Source organism: Pseudaquabacterium terrae (assembly GCF_013266755.1).
GTDB lineage: Bacteria > Pseudomonadota > Gammaproteobacteria > Burkholderiales > Burkholderiaceae_C > Pseudaquabacterium > Pseudaquabacterium terrae.
In genome coordinates this window covers 100,417-123,817 of record NZ_JABRWJ010000005.1, presented here as the reverse complement: position 1 = coordinate 123,817, position 23,401 = coordinate 100,417, and the positions used below count along the sequence as shown (strand labels likewise).

The window sequence follows — 23,401 nt, the reverse complement described above, 5'->3', positions numbered from 1 at the left end:
AATATTGGGTTTACCCAAGTCATTGATTCAGGAGAACTTTATGGCCCTCGAACGCACGCTCTCGATCATCAAGCCCGACGCCGTGGCGAAGAACGTGATCGGCCAGATCTACGCCCGCTTCGAAGGCGCCGGCCTGAAGATCGTCGCGGCCAGGATGGCTCACCTGTCGCGCGGCGAGGCCGAGGCCTTCTACGCCGTGCACAAGGCGCGTCCGTTCTTCAAGGACCTGGTCGAGTTCATGATTTCGGGCCCGGTGATGATCCAGGCGCTCGAAGGCGACAACGCGATCGCCAAGAACCGCGACCTGATGGGCGCGACCGATCCGAAGAAGGCCGAGAAGGGCACCATCCGCGCCGATTTCGCCGACAGCATCGACGCCAACGCCGTGCACGGTTCGGACGCCCCGGAGACCGCCGCGATCGAAGTGGCGTTCTTCTTCCCGGGCATGAACGTCTACAGCCGCTGAAAGCATCCGCGGCACTGAAGCGGTCGTGAATCCCGTCAACCTGCTCGATTTCGATCTCGACGGACTCGCCGCGTACTGTGAAGGGCTGGGCGAGAAGCGCTTTCGCGCCGTCCAGCTCTTTCGCTGGATCCACCAGAAGGGCGCGGCCGACTTCACGCAGATGTCGGACCTCGCGAAGTCGTTGCGCGACAAGCTCGCCGGCGCGGCGGTGATCCGGCCGCTGTCGATGCTGAGCGAGCAGGCTTCGGCCGACGGCACGATCAAGTGGCTGTTCGATGTCGGCGCGGGCGATGCGGTCGAAACCGTCTTCATCCCGGAAGACGATCGCGGCACGCTGTGCATCTCGTCGCAGGCCGGCTGCGCGGTCGGCTGCCGCTTCTGCTCGACCGGCCACCAGGGCTTCAGCCGCAACCTCTCGACCGGCGAGATCGTCGCCCAGCTCTGGCATGCCGAGCACCACCTGCGCCAGCGCCTGAAGTTGGCGGCGGGCGAACGGGCGATCGACAACGTGGTGATGATGGGCATGGGCGAGCCGCTGCAGAACTACGCGGCGCTGGTGCCCGCGCTGCGCACGATGCTCGACGACCACGGCTATGGCCTGTCGCGCCGCCGCGTGACGGTCTCGACCTCCGGCGTCGTGCCGATGATCGAGCGGCTGCGCACCGACTGCCCGGTGGCGCTGGCGGTATCGCTGCATGCGCCGAACGATCCGCTGCGCGACCAGCTGGTGCCGCTGAACAAGAAGTACCCGCTCGCCGAGCTGCTGGCGTCCTGCGCACGCTACCTCGATGCCGCGCCGCGCGACTTCATCACCTTCGAATACTGCATGCTCGACGGCGTCAACGACACGCCGGAGCACGCGCGCGAGCTGCTCGCGCTGGTCGCCGGGCCGCGTGCCGCGCACCCGGTGCCTTGCAAGTTCAACCTGATCCCGTTCAACCCGTTCCCGGCCTCGGGCCTGAAGCGCTCCGCGCGCGAGCGCGTGACGGCCTTCGCGAAGGTGCTTCAGGACGCCGGCGTCGTGACGACCGTGCGCAAGACGCGCGGCGACGACATCGACGCCGCCTGCGGCCAGCTGGCCGGCGAAGTGCAGGACCGAACGCGGGCTAACGAGCGTTTGACGCGGCCGGTGATCCGCATCGCCGAGGCGCCTTCCACCACGAGCAAGCGGGGTTCGCCGTCATGATCCGAAGTCCGCTGCGCGGCATCGCCGTCTGGCTCGTCTGCGTGGCCGGTTCGGGCAGCGTGCTACTCGGCTGCGTGTCCACCTCCACACCCAACCCGTCGGTCGAACGGCGCGGCACGGCGGCCCCCGATCCGCAGGAAGCCGAGCGCCGCGCGCAGGTCCGGCTGCAGCTGGCCAGCGCCTACTACTCGCAGGGTCAGTACGACACCGCGCTCGAGGAGGTCAGGCGCTCGCTCGCGTCGATCCCGAACCACGCGCCGGCGTACAACCTGCGCGGGCTGATCCATGCCGCGCTCGGCGACGAGCGCCAGGCCGAGGAGAGTTTCCAACGCGCGCTGCAGATCAACGGCCGCGACGCCGACGCGCTGCACAACTACGGCTGGTTCCTGTGCCAGCGCCAGCGCTTTGCCGACGCGGTCGGGCAGTTCAACCAGGCGCTCGCGCAGCCGCAGTACCGCGATGCGCCGCGCACGTATGCCGCGCGCGGCGTCTGCCAGGCGCGTGCCGGCCAGTGGCTCGAGGCCGAGGCCTCGCTGATGCGCTCGTACGAGCTCGACCCGGCGAACCCCGGCACGGCGCTGAACCTGAGCGACGTGCTGCTGCGCCGCGGCGAGCTGACGCGCGCGCGCTTCTACATCGGCCGCGTCAACGCGGTGCCCGACAACACCAACGCGCAGACGCTGTGGCTCGCGGCGCGCATCGAGCACAAGCTCGGCAACCCGATGGGCGTGCGCGAGTACGGCGAGCGCATGCGTGCGCGCTTCCCGCAGGCGCCCGAGCTGGTGCTGCTCGACCGGGGGCGTTTCGATGAGTGAGCCGTCCCTCGATCAAACCGAAGCGCCGGCCGTCGGCGCCGGGGCCTTGATCCGTGCGGCACGGCAGCGCCAGGGCCTGCACATCGCGGCGCTGGCCGCCTCGATCAAGGTCGCGCCGGCCAAGCTCGAGGCGCTCGAAGCCGGGCGCTACGACGAATTGCCCGATGCGACCTTCGCGCGCGCGTTGGCGCAAAGCGTCTGCCGCGTGCTGAAGATCGATGCCCAGCCGGTGCTGGCCCAGCTGCCGTCGAGCGCGCCGGCCGCGCTGGACAAGGTCGACAACGGGCTGAACACGCCCTTCCGCGAGCGCCCCGCGCGCATGGTGCCGACCGAATGGCTGCTGCCGCGCCAGCCGGCGCTGTGGCTCGCGCTGCTGCTGCTGGTGGCCGCTGCCGCGTTCGTGTTGGCGCCAAACGCCTGGTGGGGCCGCTGGCTGCCCGGCGGGGGCGACGAAACCCAGATCGCCGCGCCCACGACGACGGTGATCGAGACGCCATCGACGACGCCGGCCACCTCCGCGATCGTGCCCGCCGCGCCAACCGTCGTGGACGAGGTCCCGGCCAGCGCCGTCGCGCTGCCGCCGAACCCGCTGCCGGGCGCATCGGTTCCGGCCAGCGTGCCGCCGGCCGTCGCCGGCGCCGGTGCACAGGTGCGCGCCGTCCAGGCCAGCTGGATCCAGGCGGTCGATGGCCGGGGGCAGACGCTGCTCGCGCGCACGCTGCAGGCCGGCGAGACTTTCGAGCTGGTGGGCCCGCGCCCGTACCGCCTGCGCATCGGCAACGTGCGCGGCACCGAGCTGCTGGACCGTGGCCAGTCGGTCGACCTGGCCTCGCGCACGCGGGACAACGTGCTCAACATCGAGTTGCCATGACACGACCGGAAGCTTCCACCGATTCGCGGAACCCCGCGCTGCGCGACGACGACGACGCGCAGCCGATCGTTGCCGCCGCCGTGCCGCCGCGCCGCACGCGCCAGGCCCGCGTGCGCTGGGGTGATCGCCTGGTGACGATCGGCGGCGACGCGCCGGTGCGCGTGCAGTCGATGACCAACACCGACACCGTCGACGTCATCGAGACCGCGATCCAGGTCAAGGAACTGGCGATCGCCGGCTCGGAGCTGGTGCGCATCACGGTCAATACGCCCGAGGCAGCGAAGGCCGTGCCGGCGATCCGCGAGCAGCTCGACCGCATGGGCATCGATGTGCCGCTGATCGGCGACTTCCACTACAACGGCCACACGCTGCTGACCGAGTATCCGGACTGCGCGGCCGCGCTGTCGAAATACCGCATCAACCCGGGCAACGTCGGCAAGGGCGCGAAGCGCGACCGCCAGTTCGCGCAGATGATCGAGGCGGCGGTCCGCCATGACAAGGCGGTGCGCATCGGCGTCAACTGGGGCTCGCTCGACCAGGAGCTGCTCGCCGCGCTGATGGACGACAACGCGCGCCGCGCGACGCCGTGGGATGCCAAGCAGGTGATGTACCAGGCGCTGGTGCAATCGGCGCTGCAGTCGGCCGGCTGGGCCGCCGAGCTCGGCCTCGATCCGAACCAGATCATCATCAGCTGCAAGGTCAGCGGCGTGCAGGACCTGGTCACCGTCTACCAGGCGCTGAGCCAACGCTGCGACTACGCGCTGCACCTCGGGCTGACCGAGGCCGGCATGGGCACCAAGGGCACGGTGGCGTCGGCGGTCGCGCTCGGCCAGCTGCTGCAGCAGGGCATCGGCGACACGATCCGCGTCTCGCTGACGCCGCAGCCGGGCGAGGCGCGCACGCAGGAGGTGGTGGTCGCGCTGGAGATCCTGCAATCGCTCGGCTTTCGGCATTTCAACCCCAGCGTCACCGCGTGCCCCGGCTGCGGCCGCACCACGAGCACCACCTTCCAGGAGCTCGCCAAGCAGATCGACGACCACCTGCGCGCGATGATGCCGGTGTGGAAGGCGCGTTATCCGGGCGTCGAGAACCTGAAGGTCGCGGTGATGGGCTGCATCGTCAACGGCCCCGGCGAGAGCAAGCACGCCGACATCGGCATCAGCCTGCCGGGCACCGGCGAGGCGCCGGCGGCGCCGGTGTTCATCGACGGCGCAAAGGCGCTGACGCTGCGCGGCGAGGGGATCGCCCAGGAGTTCCACCGCATCGTCGAGGACTACATCGAGCGCCGCTTCGGCTCGGTCACCGCGGCCCATTGACGGCCGCGCCGATGCCACGTTAGCAGCCTGCGCGCCGACCGGCGCGCATCCCGACCCTTCACCGCGTGCCGCCCCTGGCGGCACGGACTCCCACGCGAACATGAGCAACGTCCTGAAAGCCATCAAGGGCATGAACGACATCCTGCCGGGCAGCGTCCCGCGCAAGGACAAGCTGCCCGACAGCGCCCTGTGGTCCTGGTTCGAGACCACCGTGCGCTCGGTGCTCGGCCGCTACGGCTACCAGTACCTGCTGACGCCGACCGTCGAGCCGACCGCGCTCTTCGTGCGCGGGCTCGGCGAGGTGACCGACATCGTCGAGAAGGAGATGTACTCCTTCGTCGATGCGATGAACGGCGACCAGCTGACGCTGCGCCCCGAGGCCACCGCCGGCATCGTGCGCGCGATGGTCGAGCACAACGCGCTGTACAACGGCCCGCTGCGCCTGTGGACGATGGGCGCGATGTTCCGCCATGAGCGGCCGCAGAAGGGCCGCTACCGCCAGTTCCACCAGCTCGACGTCGAGGCGCTGGGCTTCGCCGGGCCGGATGTCGACGTCGAGCTGATCCTGATGGTGCGCCGGCTGTGGCAGGAGCTGGGCCTGGTCGTTGGCCAGCATGTGCGTCTGGAGCTCAACAGCCTGGGCCAGCCGGCCGAGCGCCTGGCGCACCGCAACGCGCTGGTCGCCTATTTCGAGGCCCACGCCGGGCAGCTCGACGAGGACGCGCGGCGCCGCCTGCACAGCAATCCGCTGCGCATCCTCGACACCAAGAATCCGGCGATGCAGGCACTGGTCGATGCAGCGCCGCGGCTGATGGATTTCCTGGGGCCCGAGACCCTGGCGCACTTCGATGCCGTCAAGGCGGCGCTCGACGCGGCCGGCCTCGCGTACCGCGTCAATACGCGCCTGGTGCGCGGCATGGACTACTACAACCTGACCGTCTTCGAGTGGGTCACCGACCAGCTCGGCTCGCAAGGCACGGTGTGCGGCGGCGGGCGCTACGACGGGCTCTTCGAGCAGCTCGGCGGAAAGCCGACGCCGGCGGTCGGTTTCGGGCTCGGCATCGAGCGCCTGCTGCTGCTGATCCAGGAGCTCGGCCTGGCCGTCCCCGACGCCGCGCCGGACGCGTACGCGGTGATCGGCGATGCCTCGGCGCTGCCGCGCGCGCTGGTCACGATCGAGGCCTTGCGGGCGCAGGGACTCGCGGTGCTGATGCACGCGGGCGGTGGCAGCATCAAGGCGCAGTTCAAGAGAGCCGATGCCAGCGGCGCGCGTTTTGCATTGGTCTTCGGCGCCGACGAGCTGGCGCAAGGCATGGTCGCGATCAAGCCCTTGCGCGAGGCCGGCCTGGCGCAGACGCTGCGGCCGCTGGCCGAGGTGGCAGCCTGGGCGCGCGAACTGCGCAACGCATAATCCTTCCCTTTCCGAGAACGGCCTCCACAGGGGCGCGCCATGGCGAAACAACTCGACCTGCAAGAGCAGGAACAACTCGACGAACTGAAGGCCTTCTGGAAGCAGTACGGCAACCTGATCACCGGCGTGCTGACGCTGGCGATGCTGGCCTTCGCGGCGTGGAACGGCTGGAACTGGTACCAGCGCGAACAGGGCAAGAAAGCCGGCGCGCTGTACGAGGCGCTCGAGCAGGCGGTCGCTTCCGGCGATGCCGCGCGCGGCGGCCAGGCCTTCAATGACCTGAAGGAACGTTATCCGCGCACCGCGTTCGCGCAGCAAGGCGGCCTGCTGGCCGCGAAGCTGCTGAGCGAGAAGGGCCAGGCCGACCCGGCCCGCGCCGCGCTGGCCTGGGTCGCCGAGCACGCGAGCGAGGACGAGTACCGCACGATCGCCCGGCTGCGCCTGGCCGGCGTGCTGTTCGAGTCCAAGCAGTACGACGAAGCGCTGAAGCAGCTCGCCGGCGCTAGCGCGCCGGAGTTCGCGGCGCTGGTCGCCGACCGCCGCGGCGACGTGCTGCTCGCGCAGGGCAAGAAGGACGAGGCCAAGGCCGCCTACCAGGCCGCCTACAAGGCGATGGACGAGAAGCTCGACTACCGGCGCCTGGTCGATGCCAAGTTGACCGCGCTCGGCGCCGCGCCGGCGGCGTCCGCCGCCGCTTCGGGAGCGGCTCGATGACCCGTCTGGTCCCGCTGGTCCTGATCGGCGCGGCGTTGCTGGCCGCCTGCTCGAGCACCGACAAGCCGAAGCCGACGCCGCTCGAAGCGGTGACGCCGCAGATCGCCGGCCGGCAGGTGTGGAGCGCGCGCCTGGATGGCGTGCAGTTCCCGATGCAGGTGACGGTGCGCGATGGCGCCTTCGTCGTCGCATCGACCGGCGGCAGCGTGGTCGCGCTCGACGCGCAGAGCGGCCGCGAGCTGTGGCGCGGCGAGGCCGGCAGCCGCGTTGCGGCCGGCGTCGGCAGCGACGGCCGCTTTGCCGCGGTGGTCACGCAGAACAACGAGCTCGTCGTGCTCGAGCGCGGCAAGCGGCTGTGGACAGCCGCGCTGTCGTCGCGCACGACGACCTCGCCGCTGGTCGCCGGCGAACGGGTCTTCGTGATCGGCGTCGACCGCGTCGTGCATGCCTTCGATGCGCTCGACGGCCGGCGCCTGTGGACCTATCGCCGCACCGGCGAGCCGCTGACGCTGGCGCAGCCCGGTGTGCTGGCGGCCTACAAGGACACGTTGCTGACGGGGCAGGGCGCCTCGCTGGTCGGGCTCGACCCGCTGAAGGGCACGCTGCGCTGGGACGTGCCGGTCACCTCGCCCCGCGGCACCAACGAGGTCGAGCGCCTGAACGACCTGGTCGGGCCGGCGCTGCGCGTCGGCGACACGGTCTGTGCGCGCGCCTTCCAGTCCGCCGTCGGCTGCATCGCCGCGAACACGACCTCGCTGCGCTGGAGCCGCCTGGGCGGCGGCCAGAACGGCGTCGGCGGCGACGCCGATCTGGTCTTTGGCGCCGATGCGTCGGACCGCATCACCGCGTGGCGCACCGCCAGCGGCGATACCGCGTGGACCAACGAGCGGCTGCTGCACCGCGACTTGAGCGCCCCGTTGAGCACCGGCCGCACCGTCGTCTTCGGCGACGGCGAGGGCCAGGTGCACTTCCTCGCCCGCGAGGACGGCAAGACGCTGCTGCGCCTGCCGACCGACGGTTCGCCGATCGTCGGCGCACCGGCACTGGCCGGCACGACGATGCTCGTCGTCACCCGCAACGGCGGACTGTTCGCCTTCCGGCCCGAGTGACGGCAGGATGAAAGCCCCCACGCTCACTTCGTTCGCTGCCCCCACGGATCCGAAGGATCCCTTGCGGGATCCCTGGGGCGCGTCACCGCCTTCGGGCGGCCGGGCGGCACTGACATGAAACCCGTCATCGCGCTCGTCGGCCGGCCGAACGTCGGCAAGTCGACGCTGTTCAACCGGTTGACCAAGTCGCGCGACGCGATCGTTGCCGACTTCGCCGGGCTGACGCGCGACCGCCACTACGGCGACGGGCGCCAAGGTGGGCGCGAGTACATCGTCATCGACACCGGCGGCTTCGAGCCCGAGAAGCCGACCGGCATCGTCGCCGAGATGGCCAAGCAGACGCAGGCCGCGGTCGCCGAGGCCGACGCGGTGGTCTTCGTCGTCGATGCGCGCACCGGCGTCTCGGGCCAGGACCATGACATCGCCCGCTACCTGCGCAGCGCCGGCAAGCGCGTGCTGCTGGCGGTCAACAAGGCCGAGGGCATGAGCGAGTCGCCGGCGCTCGCCGAATTCCACGAGCTCGGGATCGGCGACCCGATTCCGGTCTCGGCGGCGCACGGCCAGGGCATCCGCAGCCTGGTCGAGATCGCGCTGCAGGACTTCCCGGAAGACGAAGAAGCCGCCGAGCCGGACGAGGGTGCACCGATCCGCCTGGCGGTCGCCGGTCGCCCGAATGTCGGCAAGTCGACACTGATCAACACCTGGCTCGGCGAGGAGCGCCTGGTGGCCTTCGACCAGCCCGGCACGACGCGCGACGCGATCCACGTGCCCTTCGAACGCAACGGGCAGCGCTTCGAGCTGATCGATACCGCGGGCCTGCGCCGCAAGGGCAAGGTCTTCGAGGCGATCGAGAAGTTCTCGGTCGTCAAGACACTGCAGGCGATCGCCGATGCCAACGTCGTCGTGCTGCTGGTCGACGCGACGCAGGGCGTCAGCGAACAGGATGCGCACATCGCCGGCTACATCCTCGAGTCCGGCCGCGCGGTGGCGATCGCGGTCAACAAGTGGGATGCGGTCGACAGCTACCAGCGCCAGATGTTCGAGCGCTCGGTCGAACAGCGCTTGCCGTTCCTGAAATTCGCGCCGGTGCTGCCGATCTCGGCGCTGAAGCGGCAAGGCCTGGGGCCGCTGTGGAAGGCCATCGGCGACGCCCATGCGTCGGCGACGCGCAAGCTGCCGACGCCGGTGCTGACGCGGCTGCTGCGCGAGGCGGTGGAGCACCAGGCGCCAAAGCGCGCCGGCATGTTCCGGCCCAAGCTGCGATACGCGCACCAGGGCGGCATGAACCCGCCGATCGTCGTCGTGCACGGCAATGCGCTGGAGCACGTGACCGATGCCTACAAGCGCTACCTCGAAGGCCGCGTGCGCGACCACTTCAAGCTGGTCGGTACGCCGTTGCGCATCGAATTGAGGTCCTCGCACAATCCGTTCGACGAGGACAAGGAGCGCTGAGTGAATGCGCTCTCACGCGGCCCCCATGAATACCCTGATGTGTTAAGGTGCGGCGTATCTTGACTCTTAACACGGAGCATATCGTGTCGAACAAAGGGCAACTCCTACAAGACCCCTTCCTGAATCTGCTGCGCAAGGAGCATGTACCGGTCTCGATCTACCTCGTCAACGGCATCAAGCTGCAGGGGCACATCGAGTCTTTTGACCAGTACGTCGTTCTCCTGCGCAACACCGTGACGCAGATGGTCTACAAGCACGCGATCTCGACCGTCGTGCCGGGCCGTCCGGTCAACTTCCACGCCAACGACCAGGCCGACCAAGGCTGATGCCCACGCCGGCTCGAGTCCGACCTCCGACACCTTGAACCTCGACGAGAGGGTGGATGCGGCGCCGCCCGCGGACCGGCCGGATGGGCCGGCGCGCGCCGTGCTGGTCGGTGTCGACTTCGGCACCGGGCATTCCTTCGATCCGACGCTCGACGAGCTCGCGCTGCTGGCGGAATCCGCCGGCGACGAGACCGTCGCGCGCGTCATCGCGCGCCGCAATGCGCCCGACGCCGCGCTCTTCGTCGGCAGCGGCAAGGCCGATGAGATCAAGGCGCTGGTGATCGCGCACGGTGCCGACGGCGTGATCTTTGACCAGGCGCTGTCGCCGGCGCAGCAGCGCAACCTCGAACGCCACCTGGGCGTGCAGGTTGCCGACCGCACCGCGCTCATCCTGGAAATCTTCGCGCGGCGCGCGAAGAGCCATGAAGGCAAGCTGCAGGTCGAGCTGGCGCGGCTGCAGTACGTCGCGACGCGCCTGGTGCGGCGCTGGTCACACCTGGAACGCCAGCGTGGCGGCGTCGGCCATCGCGGCGGGCCGGGCGAGGCGCAGATCGAGCTCGATCGCCGCATGCTGGGCGACCGCATCAAATCGGTGAAGGCGCGCCTCGCGAAGGTCAAGCGCCAGCGCAATACGCAGCGCCGTGCGCGCCAGAAGAGCGGCAGCTTCCGCATCTCGCTGGTCGGCTACACCAACGCCGGCAAGTCCACGCTGTTCAACGCGCTGGTCAAGGCGCGCGCCTATGCCGCCGACCAGCTTTTCGCCACGCTCGACACGACGACGCGTTCGCTGTACCTCGAAGCGCTCGGCACCACGGTGGCGCTGTCCGACACCGTCGGCTTCATCCGCGACCTGCCGCACAAGCTGGTCGAGGCCTTCCAGGCCACGCTGCAGGAGGCCACCGATGCCGACCTGCTGCTGCACGTCGTCGACGCCGCGAGCCCGCTGCTGCAGGAGCAGCGCGACGAAGTCGAGCGCGTGCTGGCCGAGATCGGTGCCCAGGACATCCCGCAGGTGTTGGTCTACAACAAGCTCGACCTGGTGCAGCCGCCGCCGCGCGCGCTGAGCGACTGGGTCGAGCGCGAGCCGGGGCTGTGGGTGCCGCGCGTCTTCGTCAGCGCGCTCGAAGGGCAGGGACTCGACGAGCTGCGCGCGTTGCTGGCGCGTGCCGCCTCGCCGGAAGGCTTGATTCCACCTGCGCTGGCCCCAGTTGTGGCCGCATCCATCGGCGCTTCGGCGCAAGACCCCGGGTTACCATCGCCGCCCAATGAGCATGCCTTCACCCCACTCCGCTGACCCCGTTGCCGCGCCGCGCGGCGTCCGCGCATTGCTGCGCCGGCGCTTTGCCGGGCTGTGGATGAGCAACGGCCGCAACGAAGGCCCGCCCGATCTCGACGAGCTGTGGCGCGACTTCAATCGCAAGCTCGGTGGCCTGTTCGGCGGCCGCGGCGGCGGCAAGCAGCCACCCGAGCCGCGCGAGGACGGGCCGTCGTCGTTCCAGCCCGACATGAAGAACGCCGGCGTCGGCATCGGCCTGATCGGCTTCGTCGTGCTGGTGATCTGGGCCGGCAGCGGCTTCTTCATCGTGCAGGAAGGCCAGCAGGCGATCATCACGACCTTCGGCCGCTACAGCTCGACGGTCGACGCCGGCTTCCAGTGGCGCTTCCCGTATCCGTTCCAGGCCCATGACACGGTCGCCGTCACGCAGCTGCGCTCGCTCGACGTCGGCCGCAACAGCATCGGCCAGACCACCGGCCTGCGCGACTCGTCGATGCTGACGCAGGACGAGAACATCATCGACATCCGCTTCACGGTGCAATATCGCCTGAAGGAAGCGAAGAACTATCTCTTCGAGAACCGCGATCCGGACAAGGCGGTCGAGCAGGCCAGCGAATCGGCCGTGCGCGAGATCGTCGGCCGCAGCAAGGTCGACTCGGTGCTCTACGAGGCGCGCGATGCGATCGCCGCCGATCTCGTCAAGTCGATCCAGTCGCAGCTCGACCGACTGAAGGCCGGCATCCTGATCGTCAATGTGAACGTCCAGAACGTGCAGGTGCCCGAGCAGGTGCAGGCGGCGTTCAACGACGCGGTGAAGGCCGGCGCCGATCGCGACCGCTTCAAGAACGAAGGCCAGGCCTACGCCAGCGACGTGATCCCGAAGGCGCGCGGTACCGCTGCGCGCCTGCGCGAGGAGGCCGAGGGCTACCGGCAACGGGTCATCGCGCAGGCCGAGGGTGATGCGCAACGCTTCCGCTCGGTGCTGACCGAATACCAGAAGGCGCCCGCCGTCACCCGCGACCGCATGTACATCGACACGATGCAGCAGGTCTATTCCAACGTCAGCAAGGTGCTGGTCGACACCCGCGGCAGCTCGAACCTGCTGTACCTGCCGCTCGACAAGCTGCTGCAGCAGGCCGGCGCCACCACGGCGGCTCCGGCTGCGCCGCCGACGATGCCGGCCGCGCAGCAGACCGAGCCGAGCGCCAGCGGCGACGCCCGCGCGCGCGACGGCAGCCGCAGCCGCGACCGCGACGGCCGCTGAGGACGAGACAAGAACATGAATCGCATCGGACTCATCATTGCCAGCATCTTGATCATGCTGATGCTGGCGTCGTCGATCCTGTTCGTCGTCGACCAGCGCCAGGTGGCGGTGGTCTACGCGCTCGGCGAGATCAAGGAAGTCATCACCGAGCCGGGCCTGAAGGCCAAGCTGCCGCCGCCGTTCCAGAACGTCGTGTTCCTCGACAAGCGCGTGCAGACGCTGGACAGCCCCGAGACGCGGCCGATCTTCACCGCCGAGAAGAAGAGCCTGGTGATCGACTGGCTGGTGAAGTGGCGCATCGTCGAGCCGCGCCAGTTCATCCGCAACAACGGCACCGACATCCGCAACCTCGAGGGCCGGCTGAGCCCGGTGGTGCAGGCGGCGTTCAACGAGGAAATCACCAAGCGCACCGTGCGCGGCGTGCTCGCCGCCGAGCGCGACAAGGTGATGCAGGACGTTCGCAACCGCCTCGTCGACGAGGCCAAGTCCTTCGGCATCGAGATCGTCGACGTGCGCATCAAGCGCGTCGATTTCGTCGCCGACATCACCGACTCGGTCTACCGCCGCATGGAGTCCGAGCGCAAGCAGGTCGCCAACGAGCTGCGTTCGCAGGGCGCTGCCGAGGCCGAGAAGATCCGCGCCGATGCCGAGAAGCAGCGCGAGATCATCATCGCCGAGGCCTATCGCGACGCGCAGAAGGTGCGCGGCGAGGGCGATGGCAAGGCCTCGCTGCTGTACGCGGATGCCTTCGGCCGCGATCCGCAGTTCGCGCAGTTCTACCGCAGCCTCGAGGCCTATCGCTCCAGCTTCCGCAATCGCAGCGACGTGATGGTCGTCGATCCGTCGAGCGACTTCTTCAAGGCGATGCGCGGGCCGGGCAGCAGTGCCGGCGTCGCCCCGCCGGCCGCTGCGGCGGCTCCCGCGGCGCCGCGGCGCTGACGCCCGCGTCCCGCCGCGCGCATGGGTGACTTGCTGCTGGGTGCCCTGGCGCTGGTGCTGGTCGTCGAGGGACTGCTGCCGTTCTTCAGCCCCGGCACCTGGCGCCAGGTCTTCGAGCGCGCGATTCGCATGAGCGACGGCCAGATTCGTTTTCTCGGCTTGTCCAGCATGCTGATCGGTCTGCTGCTGCTGGCGATCTGGCGCTGATCACGCCGGCCGGCGGCCGGTCGGGGCGCGAAAATCGCCTCGATGGCGGCCAGTACAATGCCGCTTTTAATCCCCCCGGATTTCCTCATGTCGTCTGCTTGGCTGTTGCCCGAGCACATTGCCGATGTCCTGCCTGCCGAGGCCCGACGCATCGAGGAGCTCAGGCGCAGCCTGCTCGACATGGCGCGCGGCTACGGCTTCGAGCTGGTGATGCCCCCGCTGCTCGAGCATCTGGATTCACTGCTCACCGGCACCGGCCGCGAGCTCGACCTGCGCACCTTCAAGCTGGTCGACCAGTTGAGCGGCCGCACGCTCGGCGTTCGGGCGGACAGCACGACGCAGGTCGCGCGCATCGATGCGCACCTGCTCAATCGCCATGGCGTGACGCGCCTTTGCTATTGCGGGCCGGTGCTGCACGCGCGGCCGCAGGCCGCGCACAGCACGCGCGAGCCGCTGCAACTCGGTGCCGAGATCTACGGCCACGCCGGCCTGGAGGCCGACCTCGAGGTGCAGGACCTGGCACTCGACGGCCTGCGCATCGCCGGCCTGACGCGCATGGTGCTCGACCTGGCCGACGCGCGCATCATGCGCGGCATTCTCGCCGGCGTGACGCTCGAACCGGCGCAGCTGGGCGAGGTGGTCGCCGCGATGGCCATCAAGGACGTGGGCGAGCTGCGCCGCCTGTCGCACGACTTTCCCGAGGACGCGCGGCGCGGCCTGCTGGCGCTGCCCGGCCTCTACGGCGACGAGACGGTGCTCGACGCCGCGCGGCGCGAGCTGCCGCAGCGCCCGCTGATCCACTCGGCCCTCGACGACATGGCCTGGCTCACGAGCCACGTGCGGCGCGCGCATGCCGAGGTACGCATCGGCTTCGACCTCGCCGACATCGGCGGCCACGGCTACTACAGCGGCGTGCGCTTTGCGGTTTATGTCGATGGCGCGAGCGATGCCGTGCTGCGAGGCGGGCGCTACGACGAAGTCGGCGCCGTGTTCGGTCGCACCCGGCCGGCAGTCGGCTTCAGCACCGACCTGAAGACGCTGGTGGCGGTCGCCGCGCCGCAGCCGCGCCGCATGGCGATCCGCGCGCCCTGGGGCGAGGACCCCGGGCTGCGCAGTGCGATCCGCAGCTTGCGCGAACAAGCCGAGACCGTCGTCTGCATCCTGCCCGGCCACGAGCACGAGGGCGAGGAATTCGACTGCGATCGCGAGCTGGTGGCCGTCGACGGCCGCTGGGTGCTGCACGCGCTGTAGACGCGCGCCGCGGCACGCATTGATTCAACCGGACCAGAGCAACATGCAACAAGGCAATCAGATTCGCCACGGCCGCAACGTCGTGGTCGTCGGCACCCAGTGGGGCGACGAAGGCAAGGGCAAGGTCGTCGACTGGCTGACCGACCATGCGCAAGGCGTCGTGCGCTTCCAGGGCGGCCACAACGCCGGCCACACGCTGGTGATCAAGGGCGTCAAGACGGCGCTGCAGCTGATCCCGTCGGGGATCATGCGCGAGGGCGTGCCGTGCTACATCGGCAACGGCGTGGTCGTCGACCCGGTGCACCTGCTGATGGAGATCGAACGGCTGGAGGCGATCGGCGTCGAGGTGCGCTCGCGCCTTTTCGTCAGCGAGTCCTGCCCGCTGATCATGCCGTTCCACGTCGAGGTCGATCGCGCGCGTGAAGCGCTGCGCGAATCGAGCGGTGCCGGCAAGATCGGCACCACCGGCAAGGGGATCGGGCCGGCCTACGAGGACAAGGTCGCGCGGCGCGCGCTGCGCGTGCAGGACCTGAAGCATCCCGAGCGCTTCGCGAAGAAACTGCGCGAGCTGCTCGAGCTGCACAACTTCGCGCTCGCCGGCTACCTGAAGGGCCAGGCGCTCGAGTTCCAGCCGATCTACGACCAGGCGATGAAGGTGGCCGAGGCGCTGAAGCCGATGCTGGCCGATGTCGGTTACCGCATCCACAACGCGAGCCGCGACGGCGCCAACCTGCTGTTCGAAGGCGCCCAGGGCACGCTGCTCGACATCGACCACGGCACCTATCCGTACGTGACCTCGAGCAACTGCGTCGCCGGCAATGCGGCCGCGGGCTCCGGTGTCGGACCGGACCTGCTGCATTACATCCTCGGCATCACCAAGGCCTACACGACGCGCGTCGGCAGCGGTCCGTTCCCGACCGAGCTGCCGATGGATGTGCCGGGCACGGTCGGGCACCACCTGTCGACCGTCGGCCAGGAGCGCGGTGTCGTCACCGGCCGCGCGCGGCGCTGCGGCTGGCTCGACGCGGCGGCGATGAAGCGCTCGATCATCATCAACGGCGTCTCGGGGCTGTGCATCACCAAGCTCGACGTGCTCGACAAGCTGCCCGAGATCAAGGTCTGCGTCGGCTACAAGCTGGGCGGCCGCGACATCGACATCCTGCCGCTCGATGCCGACGACATCGTCGCCTGCGAGCCGGTGTTCGAGGTCTTCCCCGGCTGGCAGGAGACGACCTTCGGCGTGACGAGCTGGGAACAACTGCCTGTCAATGCACGCGCTTACCTCGAGCGCGTGCAGACCCTGATCGGCGCCCCGATCGACATGATCTCGACAGGGCCCGATCGTGAGCACACGATCGTTCTGCGCCATCCTTACAAGACCTGAATGGAGACCCTTCCATGCTGACCGACGACGGCAAGCATCTGTACGTATCCTGGGACGAGTACCACCTGCTGACCGAGAAGCTGGCACTGAAGGTCGCCGCGTCGGGCTGGCAGTTCGACCAGATCCTGTGCCTCGCGCGCGGCGGCATGCGCCCGGGCGACGTGCTGTCGCGCGTGTTCGACAAGCCGCTGGCGATCATGTCGACGAGCTCGTACCGCGCCGAGGCCGGCACGATCCAGGGGCGGCTCGACATGGCCAAGTACATCACGATGCCCAAGGGCGAGCTGGCCGGTCGCGTGTTGCTGGTCGACGACCTCGCCGACTCGGGAGTCACGCTGAAGGCGGTGGTCGAGCGCCTGCGCGGTCTGCCCTCGATCAGCGAGCTGCGCAGCGCGGTGATCTGGGTCAAGGGCGTTTCGAACTACACGCCGGAGTACTACGTCGAGATGCTGCCGACGAGCCCCTGGATCCACCAGCCGTTCGAGGAGTACGACGCCTTGCGGCCGGACGGACTGGCGAAGAAGTTTGCCGTCTGATGCAGCGGCAATGCGGGTTCTGGAAGCTGGGCCCGCAATGGAAAATGGCCGACACTTTCGTGTCGGCCATTCATTTTTTCTTGGTGCCCAGGAGAGGACTCGAACCTCCACGCCGCTAAGCGCTAGTACCTGAAACTAGTGCGTCTACCAATTCCGCCACCTGGGCAGGTACCGAAGCTAGGAGTCTAGCATAAAGACAACACAGACAACAAACCCGACGCCGCTCGGCGCTGCACTGATGAGCGAGATCGAGGGCACCGTGCTCGGGCACCGAGACGGCCACGGCTTCGTGCGCCGCGACGACAACGAGCCCGACATCTACCTCTCGCCGCAGGAGATGCGCGCGGTGCTGCACCGCGACCGCGTGCGCGTGCGTGTCGTGCGCTACGACCGCAAGGGCCGGCCCGAAGGCCGCGTGCTCGAAATCGTCGAGCGCCGCAAGACGCCGATCATTGGCCGCCTGCTGCACGAGAACGGCATCTGGCTCGTCGCGCCCGAGGACCGCCGCTACGGCCAGGACATCCTGATCCCGAAGAACGCCACGGCGAACGCCACCGTCGGCCAGGTCGTCGCGCTCGAGCTGACCGAGACGCCGTCGATGTATTCGCAGCCGGTTGGCCGCATCACCGAGGTGTTAGGCGAGATCGACGATCCCGGCATGGAGATCGAGATCGCGGTGCGCAAGTACGAGGTGCCGCATCGCTTCTCGGCGGAGACGCTGGCGCAGGCCGCGGCGCTGCCGGACCGCCTGCGCGCGGCCGACAAGCGCCACCGCATCGACCTGACCGACGTGCCGCTGGTGACGATCGACGGCGAGGACGCGCGCGACTTCGACGACGCGGTCTACTGCGAGCCGCTCAAGCGCGGCCGCGGCAAGAGCGCGTTCGACGGCTGGCGCCTCATCGTCGCGATCGCCGACGTCAGCCACTACGTCAAGCCGGGCGAACCGCTCGACGAGGATGCCTACGAGCGCGCGACCTCGGTCTACTTCCCGCGCCGCGTGATCCCGATGCTGCCGGAGAAGCTGTCGAACGGCCTGTGCTCGCTGAATCCGGACGAGGAGCGGCTGTGCATGGTCTGCGACATGCTGGTCAGCGCGCAGGGCGAGATCGAGGCCTACCAGTTCTATCCGGCGGTGATGCGCTCGCAGGCGCGCTTCACCTACACCGAGGTCGCGGCGATCCTCGGCAATACGCGCGGCGCCGAGGCGCAGCGGCGCAAGGACCTGGTGCCGCACCTGCTGCACCTGCACGAGGCCTACCGCGCGCTGCTGAAGCACCGCGGCACGCGCGGTGCCGTCGACTTCGAGACCACCGAGACGCAGATCGTCTGCGACGACAACGGCCGCATCGAGAAGATCGTGCCGCGCGTGCGCAACGAGGCGCACCGCCTGATCGAGGAGTCGATGCTCGCGGCCAACGTCTGCGCTGCCGATTTCATCCAGCGCCACAAGCACCCGGCGCTGTACCGCGTGCACGAGGGGCCGACGCCCGAGAAGCGGGTGACGCTGCAGAACTACCTGCGCGCGCTCGGCCTGGGCCTGAGCATCGGAGACGACCCGACGCCGGGCGAGCTGCAGGCGATCGCGCAGGCCACGAAAGACCGCGTCGACGCGGTGCAGATCCACCAGATGCTGCTGCGCTCGATGCAGCAGGCGATCTATACCGCGACCAACAGCGGCCACTTCGGCCTGGCCTACGAGGCCTACACGCACTTCACCAGTCCGATCCGGCGTTATCCGGACCTGCTGGTGCACCGTGTGATCAAGGCCTTGCTGCATGCCAAGCGCTACCACCTGGCCGGCGGCGTGATGGAGGATGCGGCCCCGGCCAAACCGGCGCGCAAGGGCGGCAAGGCGCTGCCGAAAGTACCGGTCGATTCGCACGAGGCGGAGCTGTGGGAGGCCGCCGGTGCGCACTGCAGCGCGAACGAGCGGCGCGCCGACGAGGCATCGCGCGATGTCGAGGCCTGGCTGAAGTGCCGCTTCATGCGCGATCACCTCGGCGAGGAGTATTCGGGCACCGTCAGCGCGGTGACCAGCTTCGGCGTCTTCGTCACGCTCGATGACCTCTACGTCGAGGGCCTGGTGCACATCACCGAGCTCGGCGGCGAATACTTCCGCTTCGACGAGGCGCGCCAGGAGCTGCGCGGCGAACGCACGGGGGTGCGCTACAGCGTCGGCTCGCGCGTGCGGGTGCAGGTCAGCCGCGTCGACCTCGATGGTCGCAAGATCGACTTCCGCATGGTGCGCGAGGGGGACACCGATCAGCTGCTGTCGCGCGGCCGCAGGCCCGTGACCAGCGCCGCGCAGGCGCTGAAGGAAGTGCAGGCCAAGGACCGCAAGGCCAAGGCCGCGCGGGCGAAGGTGGCCGCCGGCCGCGCGGTGACCGCCGGCAAGGCCGTGCGCGAGCGCGGCGGCGGCAAGAGCGGGCGCGTGCGCAAGACGCCCTGAACGGGCGGGCGCGCACGGCGCCCCGAACGGGCGGTGTCAGCGCAGCGCGTCGGCGAGCGCGTCGACCAGCGCGGACGCCGCCAGCGGCAGGCGCTGATCGCCGAGCTCGGCCGCGCGCCCGTGCAGCCAGGCCGCCGCCGCGGCGGCCTCGGTGGCGCTCCAGTCGGCGTGGGCCGACCACAACCCGCCCAGCCAGCCGGCGAGCACGTCGCCGCTGCCGGCGCTGCCCAGCCGCGCATTGCCGGTCGGGTTGATGATCGGTTGCTGGCCCGGTGTCGCGATCACGGTTCCCGAGCCCTTGAGCAGCACGCTGACCGACAGCGATTGCGCCAGGCGCGTCGCCGCGCGCAGCCGGTCGGCTTGCACGTCGGCGGCGCTGCTGCCGAGCAGGCGCGCCGCCTCGAGCGGATGCGGCGTGACCACGCTCGGCAGGCCGCGCGCCGCGCGGCCGGCCAGCAGCGCGCGCAGCGCTGGCGCGGCGGCGATCGCATTCAGCGCATCGGCGTCGAGCACCAGCTTCATGGCATGGGCGAGCACGGCAGGAAGCCATTCGGCAATCACCTGGCCGCCGCCGCAGCCGCAGACCACCGTCGCGCGGGCCAGGCGCATCGGCTGCACCAGCTCGGCCGCGGGCCGCAGCATCAGCTCGGGGCGCAGTTCGTCGAAGCCACGATCCGCGCCACCGAGCCGGCCGAGAAAAACGCGACCGGCGCCGGCTGCGGATGCGGCACGCGCCGCCAGCGCCGCGGCGCCACCCATGCCGGCCGCACCGCCGATCACCAGCACGTCGCCGAAGCTGCCCTTGTGCTGCACGTGGCGCCGCAGCGCCACGCGCGGCGGCCCGGCGAGGATTGCCGTTGCGTCCTGCGCGGCGGCGTCCACGGAGAGGTCGTCGAACCACACCTGGCCGGCGTGGTCGCGGCCATCGGCGGTGAACAGGCCCGGCTTCAGGCTCAGCAGCGACAGCGTGTGGTCGGCGCGCACCACGGCACGGCCGCGCGCCGCGCCGGTGTCGGCCGGCAGGCCGCTGGGGAGATCGAGCGCCAGCACCGGGACGCCGCAGGCGTTGATGCGCTCGATGAGGCGCGCCATCTCGGCGCGCACCGGCTGCTGCGCGCCGATGCCCAGCAGTGCATCGACGATCAGCCCGGCGTCGTCCGGCAGCGCCTGATCGAAGCGCACGCCGGCGGCCGCGGCCGTGTCGTAAGCGTGCCGCGCATCGGCGGGCAGGCGTGCCGGATCGCCGAACAAGCCGACGCTGACCTGCTTGCCGGCGGCCGCCAAGTGGCGCGCGACGATCAGGCCGTCGCCGCCGTTGTTGCCGCCGCCGGCGGCGACCCACACCACGCGCGCATGCGGCGCAGTCGCCAGCGCCAGCCGCGCCGCGGCCAGGCCGGCGCGCTCCATCAGCGTGTGCGGCGGCAACTCGGATTGCGCCGCCTGCTCGCGTGCGCGCGTCGCGGCGGTGTCGTACAGCGGCCAGGCGCGTTCGGACGGCAGCACGCGATGCAGCATCGTTCGCCTCAGCGCTTCAGCCGTTCGATGCCCAGGCCCTCGAGGTCGATCGGCGCGGGCCGGCCGCCGATCACGTCGGCCAGCGCGCGCGCCGAGCCGCAACTCAAGGCCCAGCCGCTGGAGCCGTGGCCGAGGTTCAGCCAGATACCGTCGGTGCCGCTGCGGCCGAGCACCGGCGGACCGTCCGGCAGCATCGGGCGTGCGCCTTTCCACGCCTGGACTTGGGACAGCTGGGCGCAGCCCGGGAACCAGTCGTCGAGCAGCTTGTAGAGGGTCTGCAGCGCCGGCGCGCTGTGGCGGTCGAGGCGGCCGCCGAGCTCGGCGCTGCCGGCCACGCGCACACGCTGCCCCATGCGCGAGATGGCGACCTTGTAGTGCTCGTCCATCACCGCGGAGCGCGGCCCGGGCGTCGGGTGGCCGTCGATCTGGCGCAGCGGCGCGGTGATCGAGTAGCCGTGCACCGGCACCAGCGGCAGCCGGCAGCCGAGCGGCGACAGCAATGCGGGCGCCCCCATCGCCGCGCAGACGACGATGGCGTCGAAGCGGTCCTCGGTCGCTGCAGCGTCGCTGTCGACAGCGCGGTGTTGCACGATCGGCACGCTGCCGCCGCGCAAGCCCAGCACCTGGTGCTGGAAGCGGAAGTCGGCGCCCAGTCGCTGCGCTTCGCCGCGCAGCAGGTGGGCGAACTGCCGACAGTTGCCGACGCTGTCGTTCGGCAAGTGCACGGCCGCGTGCAGGGGCGTCTGCGGGTTGAGTCCGGGTTCGAGCAGGCGCGCCTTGGCCGCGTCGATCAGGTGAAAGCTCACGCCGAGCTCGGCCAGCAGCTTCAGGCTCGTGCGGGCGAGCACCAGGTCCTGCTGCGACCGCAACAACACCAGGTATCCGCTGCTTTGCTCGTAGTCGAGCCGCAGGTCATGCGTCAGCGCGGCCAGCCGCTGCTGGCTGTAGCGTGCCAGTCGGTGCATGCGTTGGCGGTTGGCCTGGAAGCTCGCCGCGCTGCAGGCGCGCCACCAGCGCCACATCCAGCGCAGCTGGCCGCGCGCCATCGGCCGCGCCAGCCGCACCGGCGCATGGCGGCTCAACAGGTGCTTGAAGACCTTCGCCGGCATGCCCGGCGCGGCCCACGGCGTGACATAACCCGGCGCGACCAGGCCGGCGTTGGCGAAGCTGGTCTCTTCGGCGACGCTGCTGCGGCGCTCGAAGACGGTCACCTCGTGGCCGTCCGCGGCCAGCTCGTAGGCAGTCGTGACGCCGATGATGCCGGCGCCGATCACGGCAATCCGCATGTCAGTGCCGCCCGGCCGCCCGAAGGCACTGACGCACCCCGGGGATCCCGCAAGGGATCCTTCGGATCCTTGGGGGCAGCGAACGCAGTGAGCGTGGGGGCTCCATGGCGTCAGGCTCCGGCCAACACGGCTTCGATCGCCAGACCCACGCCGAGCACGGCGTCGTCGCACAGTGCCGGTGCCCAGACCATCAGGCCGACCGGCAGCGTGCCGGGCGCCTGGCAGGGCAGCGAGAGGGCGCAGCCGTCGAGCAGGTTGATCACCGACGGGTTGCGCAGCAGCAGCGCGTTGGTCGCGAAGAAGGCATCGTCGTCGTGCAGCAGCGGCGCCAGCGGCGGCGCCGTGATCGGCACGGTCGGCGACAGCAGCGCATCGAAGCCTTGCACCGCGAGCTCGACGCGCTCGATCCACGAGCGGCGGGCTTGTTGCAGGTCGAGGTAGTCGGCGGCACTGATCGCCGCACCGCGCTTGATTCGCATCGCGACGCGCGGGTCGTAGTCGGCTTCGCGCGTGGCGAGGCGCTGGCGGTGCCAGGCCCAGGCCTCGGCGGCGGCAAAGCCGCCCTGGGCCTGCAGGCCGGCCATGTCGGTGAGTGCCGGCAGCGGCAGGGTTTCGATCTGCGCGCCGGCCGCAGCAAGGCGGCGCAGCGCGCTGTCGAAGGCTGCCGCGACGTCCGGCGCCAGCGCATCGAGCATCAGCGTCGACGGCACGCCCAGACGCAAGGCGCGCAACGGGCGGCGCAGCGGCTGCGGCAGCCGCGCGGACAGGATGCCGTGCACCAGCACCGCATCGCCGACGCTGCGCGTGATGGCGCAGGTCGTGTCCAGCGTCGGCGACAGTGGGATGCAGCCTTCGAGCGGCGTCAGCCGTTGCGTGTTCTTGAAACCGACCAGGCCCTGCAGCGCCGCCGGGATGCGGATCGAGCCGCCGGTGTCGGAACCGAGTGCGGCCCAGCTCGCGCCGGTAGCCACCGAGACGGCGGCCCCTGAGCTCGAGCCGCCGGGGATCAGCGCCTCTGCGACCGAGCAAGGGTTGCGCGGCGTGCCGTGGTGCGGATTGATGCCGACGCCGGAAAACGCAAACTCGGTCAGGTTCGTGTGGCCGACGAGCACCGCACCGGCGGCGCGCAACCGGGCCACGGCCGTGCTGTCACGCACTGCCGGCGGCGCATCGGCCAGCGAGCGTGAACCTGCGGTGGTCGGCTGGCCGGCCACGTCGAACAAGTCTTTGATCGAGATCGGCACGCCGGCCAGCACGGGCAGCGGCAGCCCGGCGTCGCGAGCGCGATCGACCGCCTGCGCCGTGGCGTCGGCCGCGGCATCGAAGCGCCGCAGAAAGACATGGCGGCATGCCGGCGCGTCGCCCTGCACCTGCGACTCGCGCAGCGCCTCGCGGGCGCTGATCGTGCCCGCTGCTATACTCTTTGGGTTTATCTGGATCTGCATGCGGCATTCAAGCCCGGTCACCGAAAGGCAGCACCGGACGCTTTCACCGGATGCTCTGAAAACCGATCCAGACGAACCAATCGCGAACCGGCTTCGAAAAGGTGTCGCTGACTGCGTGCTACGAGGAGAAAACCGCGTAACGACGTCAGCGATTCGCGCCGGATTCTAGACCCAACCTTT

Annotated in this window: 21 protein-coding genes and 1 tRNA gene; 18 read left to right on the top strand and 4 right to left on the bottom strand. The window is 70.0% G+C overall.

The window, feature by feature from the left end:
• Positions 1-40: 40 nt before the first annotated feature.
• The 17 genes from ndk to HLB44_RS16480 all read left to right on the top strand — a co-directional run bounded on the left by ndk (position 41) and on the right by HLB44_RS16480 (position 16,523).
• Positions 41-466 (top strand): nucleoside-diphosphate kinase, encoded by a 426-nt coding sequence (gene ndk, locus HLB44_RS16560; RefSeq protein ID WP_173124494.1) that lies wholly within the window; start codon positions 41-43, stop codon positions 464-466.
• A gap of 25 nt (positions 467-491) precedes the next feature.
• Positions 492-1,652 (top strand): dual-specificity RNA methyltransferase RlmN, encoded by a 1,161-nt coding sequence (rlmN, locus tag HLB44_RS16555; protein WP_173124492.1) that lies wholly within the window; start codon positions 492-494, stop codon positions 1,650-1,652.
• Positions 1,649-2,467 (top strand): type IV pilus biogenesis/stability protein PilW, encoded by an 819-nt coding sequence (gene pilW / locus HLB44_RS16550; RefSeq protein WP_173124490.1) that lies wholly within the window; start codon positions 1,649-1,651, stop codon positions 2,465-2,467. The genes rlmN and pilW overlap by 4 nt, the downstream gene beginning before the upstream one ends.
• Positions 2,460-3,338 (top strand): helix-turn-helix domain-containing protein, encoded by an 879-nt coding sequence (locus HLB44_RS16545; RefSeq protein WP_173124488.1) that lies wholly within the window; start codon positions 2,460-2,462, stop codon positions 3,336-3,338. The genes pilW and HLB44_RS16545 overlap by 8 nt, the downstream gene beginning before the upstream one ends.
• A complete protein-coding gene (gene ispG, locus HLB44_RS16540) occupies positions 3,335-4,654 on the top strand; it encodes a flavodoxin-dependent (E)-4-hydroxy-3-methylbut-2-enyl-diphosphate synthase (protein WP_173124486.1) in 1,320 nt (439 codons plus the stop codon). Before HLB44_RS16545 ends, ispG begins: the two co-directional genes overlap by 4 nt.
• A 100-nt stretch (positions 4,655-4,754) precedes the next feature.
• Positions 4,755-6,065 (top strand): histidine--tRNA ligase, encoded by a 1,311-nt coding sequence (hisS, locus tag HLB44_RS16535; RefSeq protein WP_173124484.1) that lies wholly within the window; start codon positions 4,755-4,757, stop codon positions 6,063-6,065.
• A gap of 39 nt (positions 6,066-6,104) precedes the next feature.
• Positions 6,105-6,779 (top strand): YfgM family protein, encoded by a 675-nt coding sequence (locus tag HLB44_RS16530; RefSeq protein ID WP_173124482.1) that lies wholly within the window; start codon positions 6,105-6,107, stop codon positions 6,777-6,779.
• The gene (bamB, locus tag HLB44_RS16525) at positions 6,776-7,888 is read left to right on the top strand and encodes an outer membrane protein assembly factor BamB (protein ID WP_173124480.1); all 1,113 of its coding nucleotides are present in this window, start codon (positions 6,776-6,778) and stop codon (positions 7,886-7,888) included. Before HLB44_RS16530 ends, bamB begins: the two co-directional genes overlap by 4 nt.
• Positions 7,889-8,002: 114 nt before the next feature.
• Positions 8,003-9,340: a ribosome biogenesis GTPase Der gene (gene der, locus HLB44_RS16520; protein ID WP_173124478.1), complete on the top strand. Its 1,338-nt coding sequence runs from the start codon at positions 8,003-8,005 to the stop codon at positions 9,338-9,340.
• A gap of 83 nt (positions 9,341-9,423) precedes the next feature.
• Positions 9,424-9,666: an RNA chaperone Hfq gene (hfq, locus tag HLB44_RS16515; protein ID WP_173124476.1), complete on the top strand. Its 243-nt coding sequence runs from the start codon at positions 9,424-9,426 to the stop codon at positions 9,664-9,666.
• Between the two features lie 52 nt (positions 9,667-9,718).
• Positions 9,719-10,960 carry a GTPase HflX gene (hflX, locus tag HLB44_RS16510; protein WP_343051400.1) on the top strand — a complete coding sequence of 414 codons (1,242 nt, stop codon included), beginning with the start codon at positions 9,719-9,721 and terminating at the stop codon, positions 10,958-10,960.
• Entirely contained in the window at positions 10,938-12,206 is a 1,269-nt protein-coding gene (hflK, locus tag HLB44_RS16505; protein ID WP_425500814.1) for an FtsH protease activity modulator HflK, read from the top strand. Before hflX ends, hflK begins: the two co-directional genes overlap by 23 nt.
• A 15-nt stretch (positions 12,207-12,221) precedes the next feature.
• On the top strand, positions 12,222-13,145 hold the full coding sequence (gene hflC / locus HLB44_RS16500) for a protease modulator HflC (protein ID WP_173124472.1): 924 nt from the start codon (positions 12,222-12,224) through the stop codon (positions 13,143-13,145).
• 21 nt (positions 13,146-13,166) lie between these two features.
• Complete coding sequence (locus tag HLB44_RS16495; protein ID WP_173124470.1) at positions 13,167-13,352, top strand: DUF2065 domain-containing protein; 186 nt, start codon at positions 13,167-13,169, stop codon at positions 13,350-13,352.
• Positions 13,353-13,439: 87 nt separating this feature from the next.
• Positions 13,440-14,603 (top strand): ATP phosphoribosyltransferase regulatory subunit, encoded by a 1,164-nt coding sequence (locus HLB44_RS16490; protein ID WP_173124468.1) that lies wholly within the window; start codon positions 13,440-13,442, stop codon positions 14,601-14,603.
• Between the two features lie 43 nt (positions 14,604-14,646).
• Positions 14,647-15,987, top strand: a complete 1,341-nt coding sequence (locus HLB44_RS16485) for an adenylosuccinate synthase (RefSeq protein WP_173124466.1) — start codon at positions 14,647-14,649, stop codon at positions 15,985-15,987.
• Positions 15,988-16,001: 14 nt separating this feature from the next.
• Positions 16,002-16,523, top strand: a complete 522-nt coding sequence (locus HLB44_RS16480) for a phosphoribosyltransferase (protein ID WP_173124464.1) — start codon at positions 16,002-16,004, stop codon at positions 16,521-16,523.
• A gap of 81 nt (positions 16,524-16,604) precedes the next feature.
• On the opposite strand, the gene HLB44_RS16475 is transcribed toward HLB44_RS16480, so the two are convergent.
• A tRNA-Leu gene (locus HLB44_RS16475) sits at positions 16,605-16,689 on the bottom strand.
• Positions 16,690-16,761: 72 nt separating this feature from the next.
• On the opposite strand from HLB44_RS16475, the gene rnr reads away from it, so the two are divergent.
• Entirely contained in the window at positions 16,762-18,975 is a 2,214-nt protein-coding gene (gene rnr / locus HLB44_RS16470; protein WP_173124462.1) for a ribonuclease R, read from the top strand.
• Positions 18,976-19,011: 36 nt separating this feature from the next.
• Here rnr and HLB44_RS16465 read toward each other — a convergent pair whose 3' ends face one another.
• From HLB44_RS16465 to HLB44_RS16455, 3 genes are all read right to left on the bottom strand, one after another.
• On the bottom strand, positions 19,012-20,490 hold the full coding sequence (locus HLB44_RS16465) for an NAD(P)H-hydrate dehydratase (protein WP_173124461.1): 1,479 nt from the start codon (positions 20,488-20,490) through the stop codon (positions 19,012-19,014).
• An 8-nt stretch (positions 20,491-20,498) separates the two neighbouring features.
• Positions 20,499-21,776, bottom strand: a complete 1,278-nt coding sequence (locus HLB44_RS16460; RefSeq protein ID WP_173124459.1) for a D-amino acid dehydrogenase — start codon at positions 21,774-21,776, stop codon at positions 20,499-20,501.
• Positions 21,777-21,886: 110 nt separating this feature from the next.
• Positions 21,887-23,221, bottom strand: a complete 1,335-nt coding sequence (locus HLB44_RS16455; protein ID WP_173124457.1) for an amidase — start codon at positions 23,219-23,221, stop codon at positions 21,887-21,889.
• Positions 23,222-23,401: the final 180 nt, after the last annotated feature.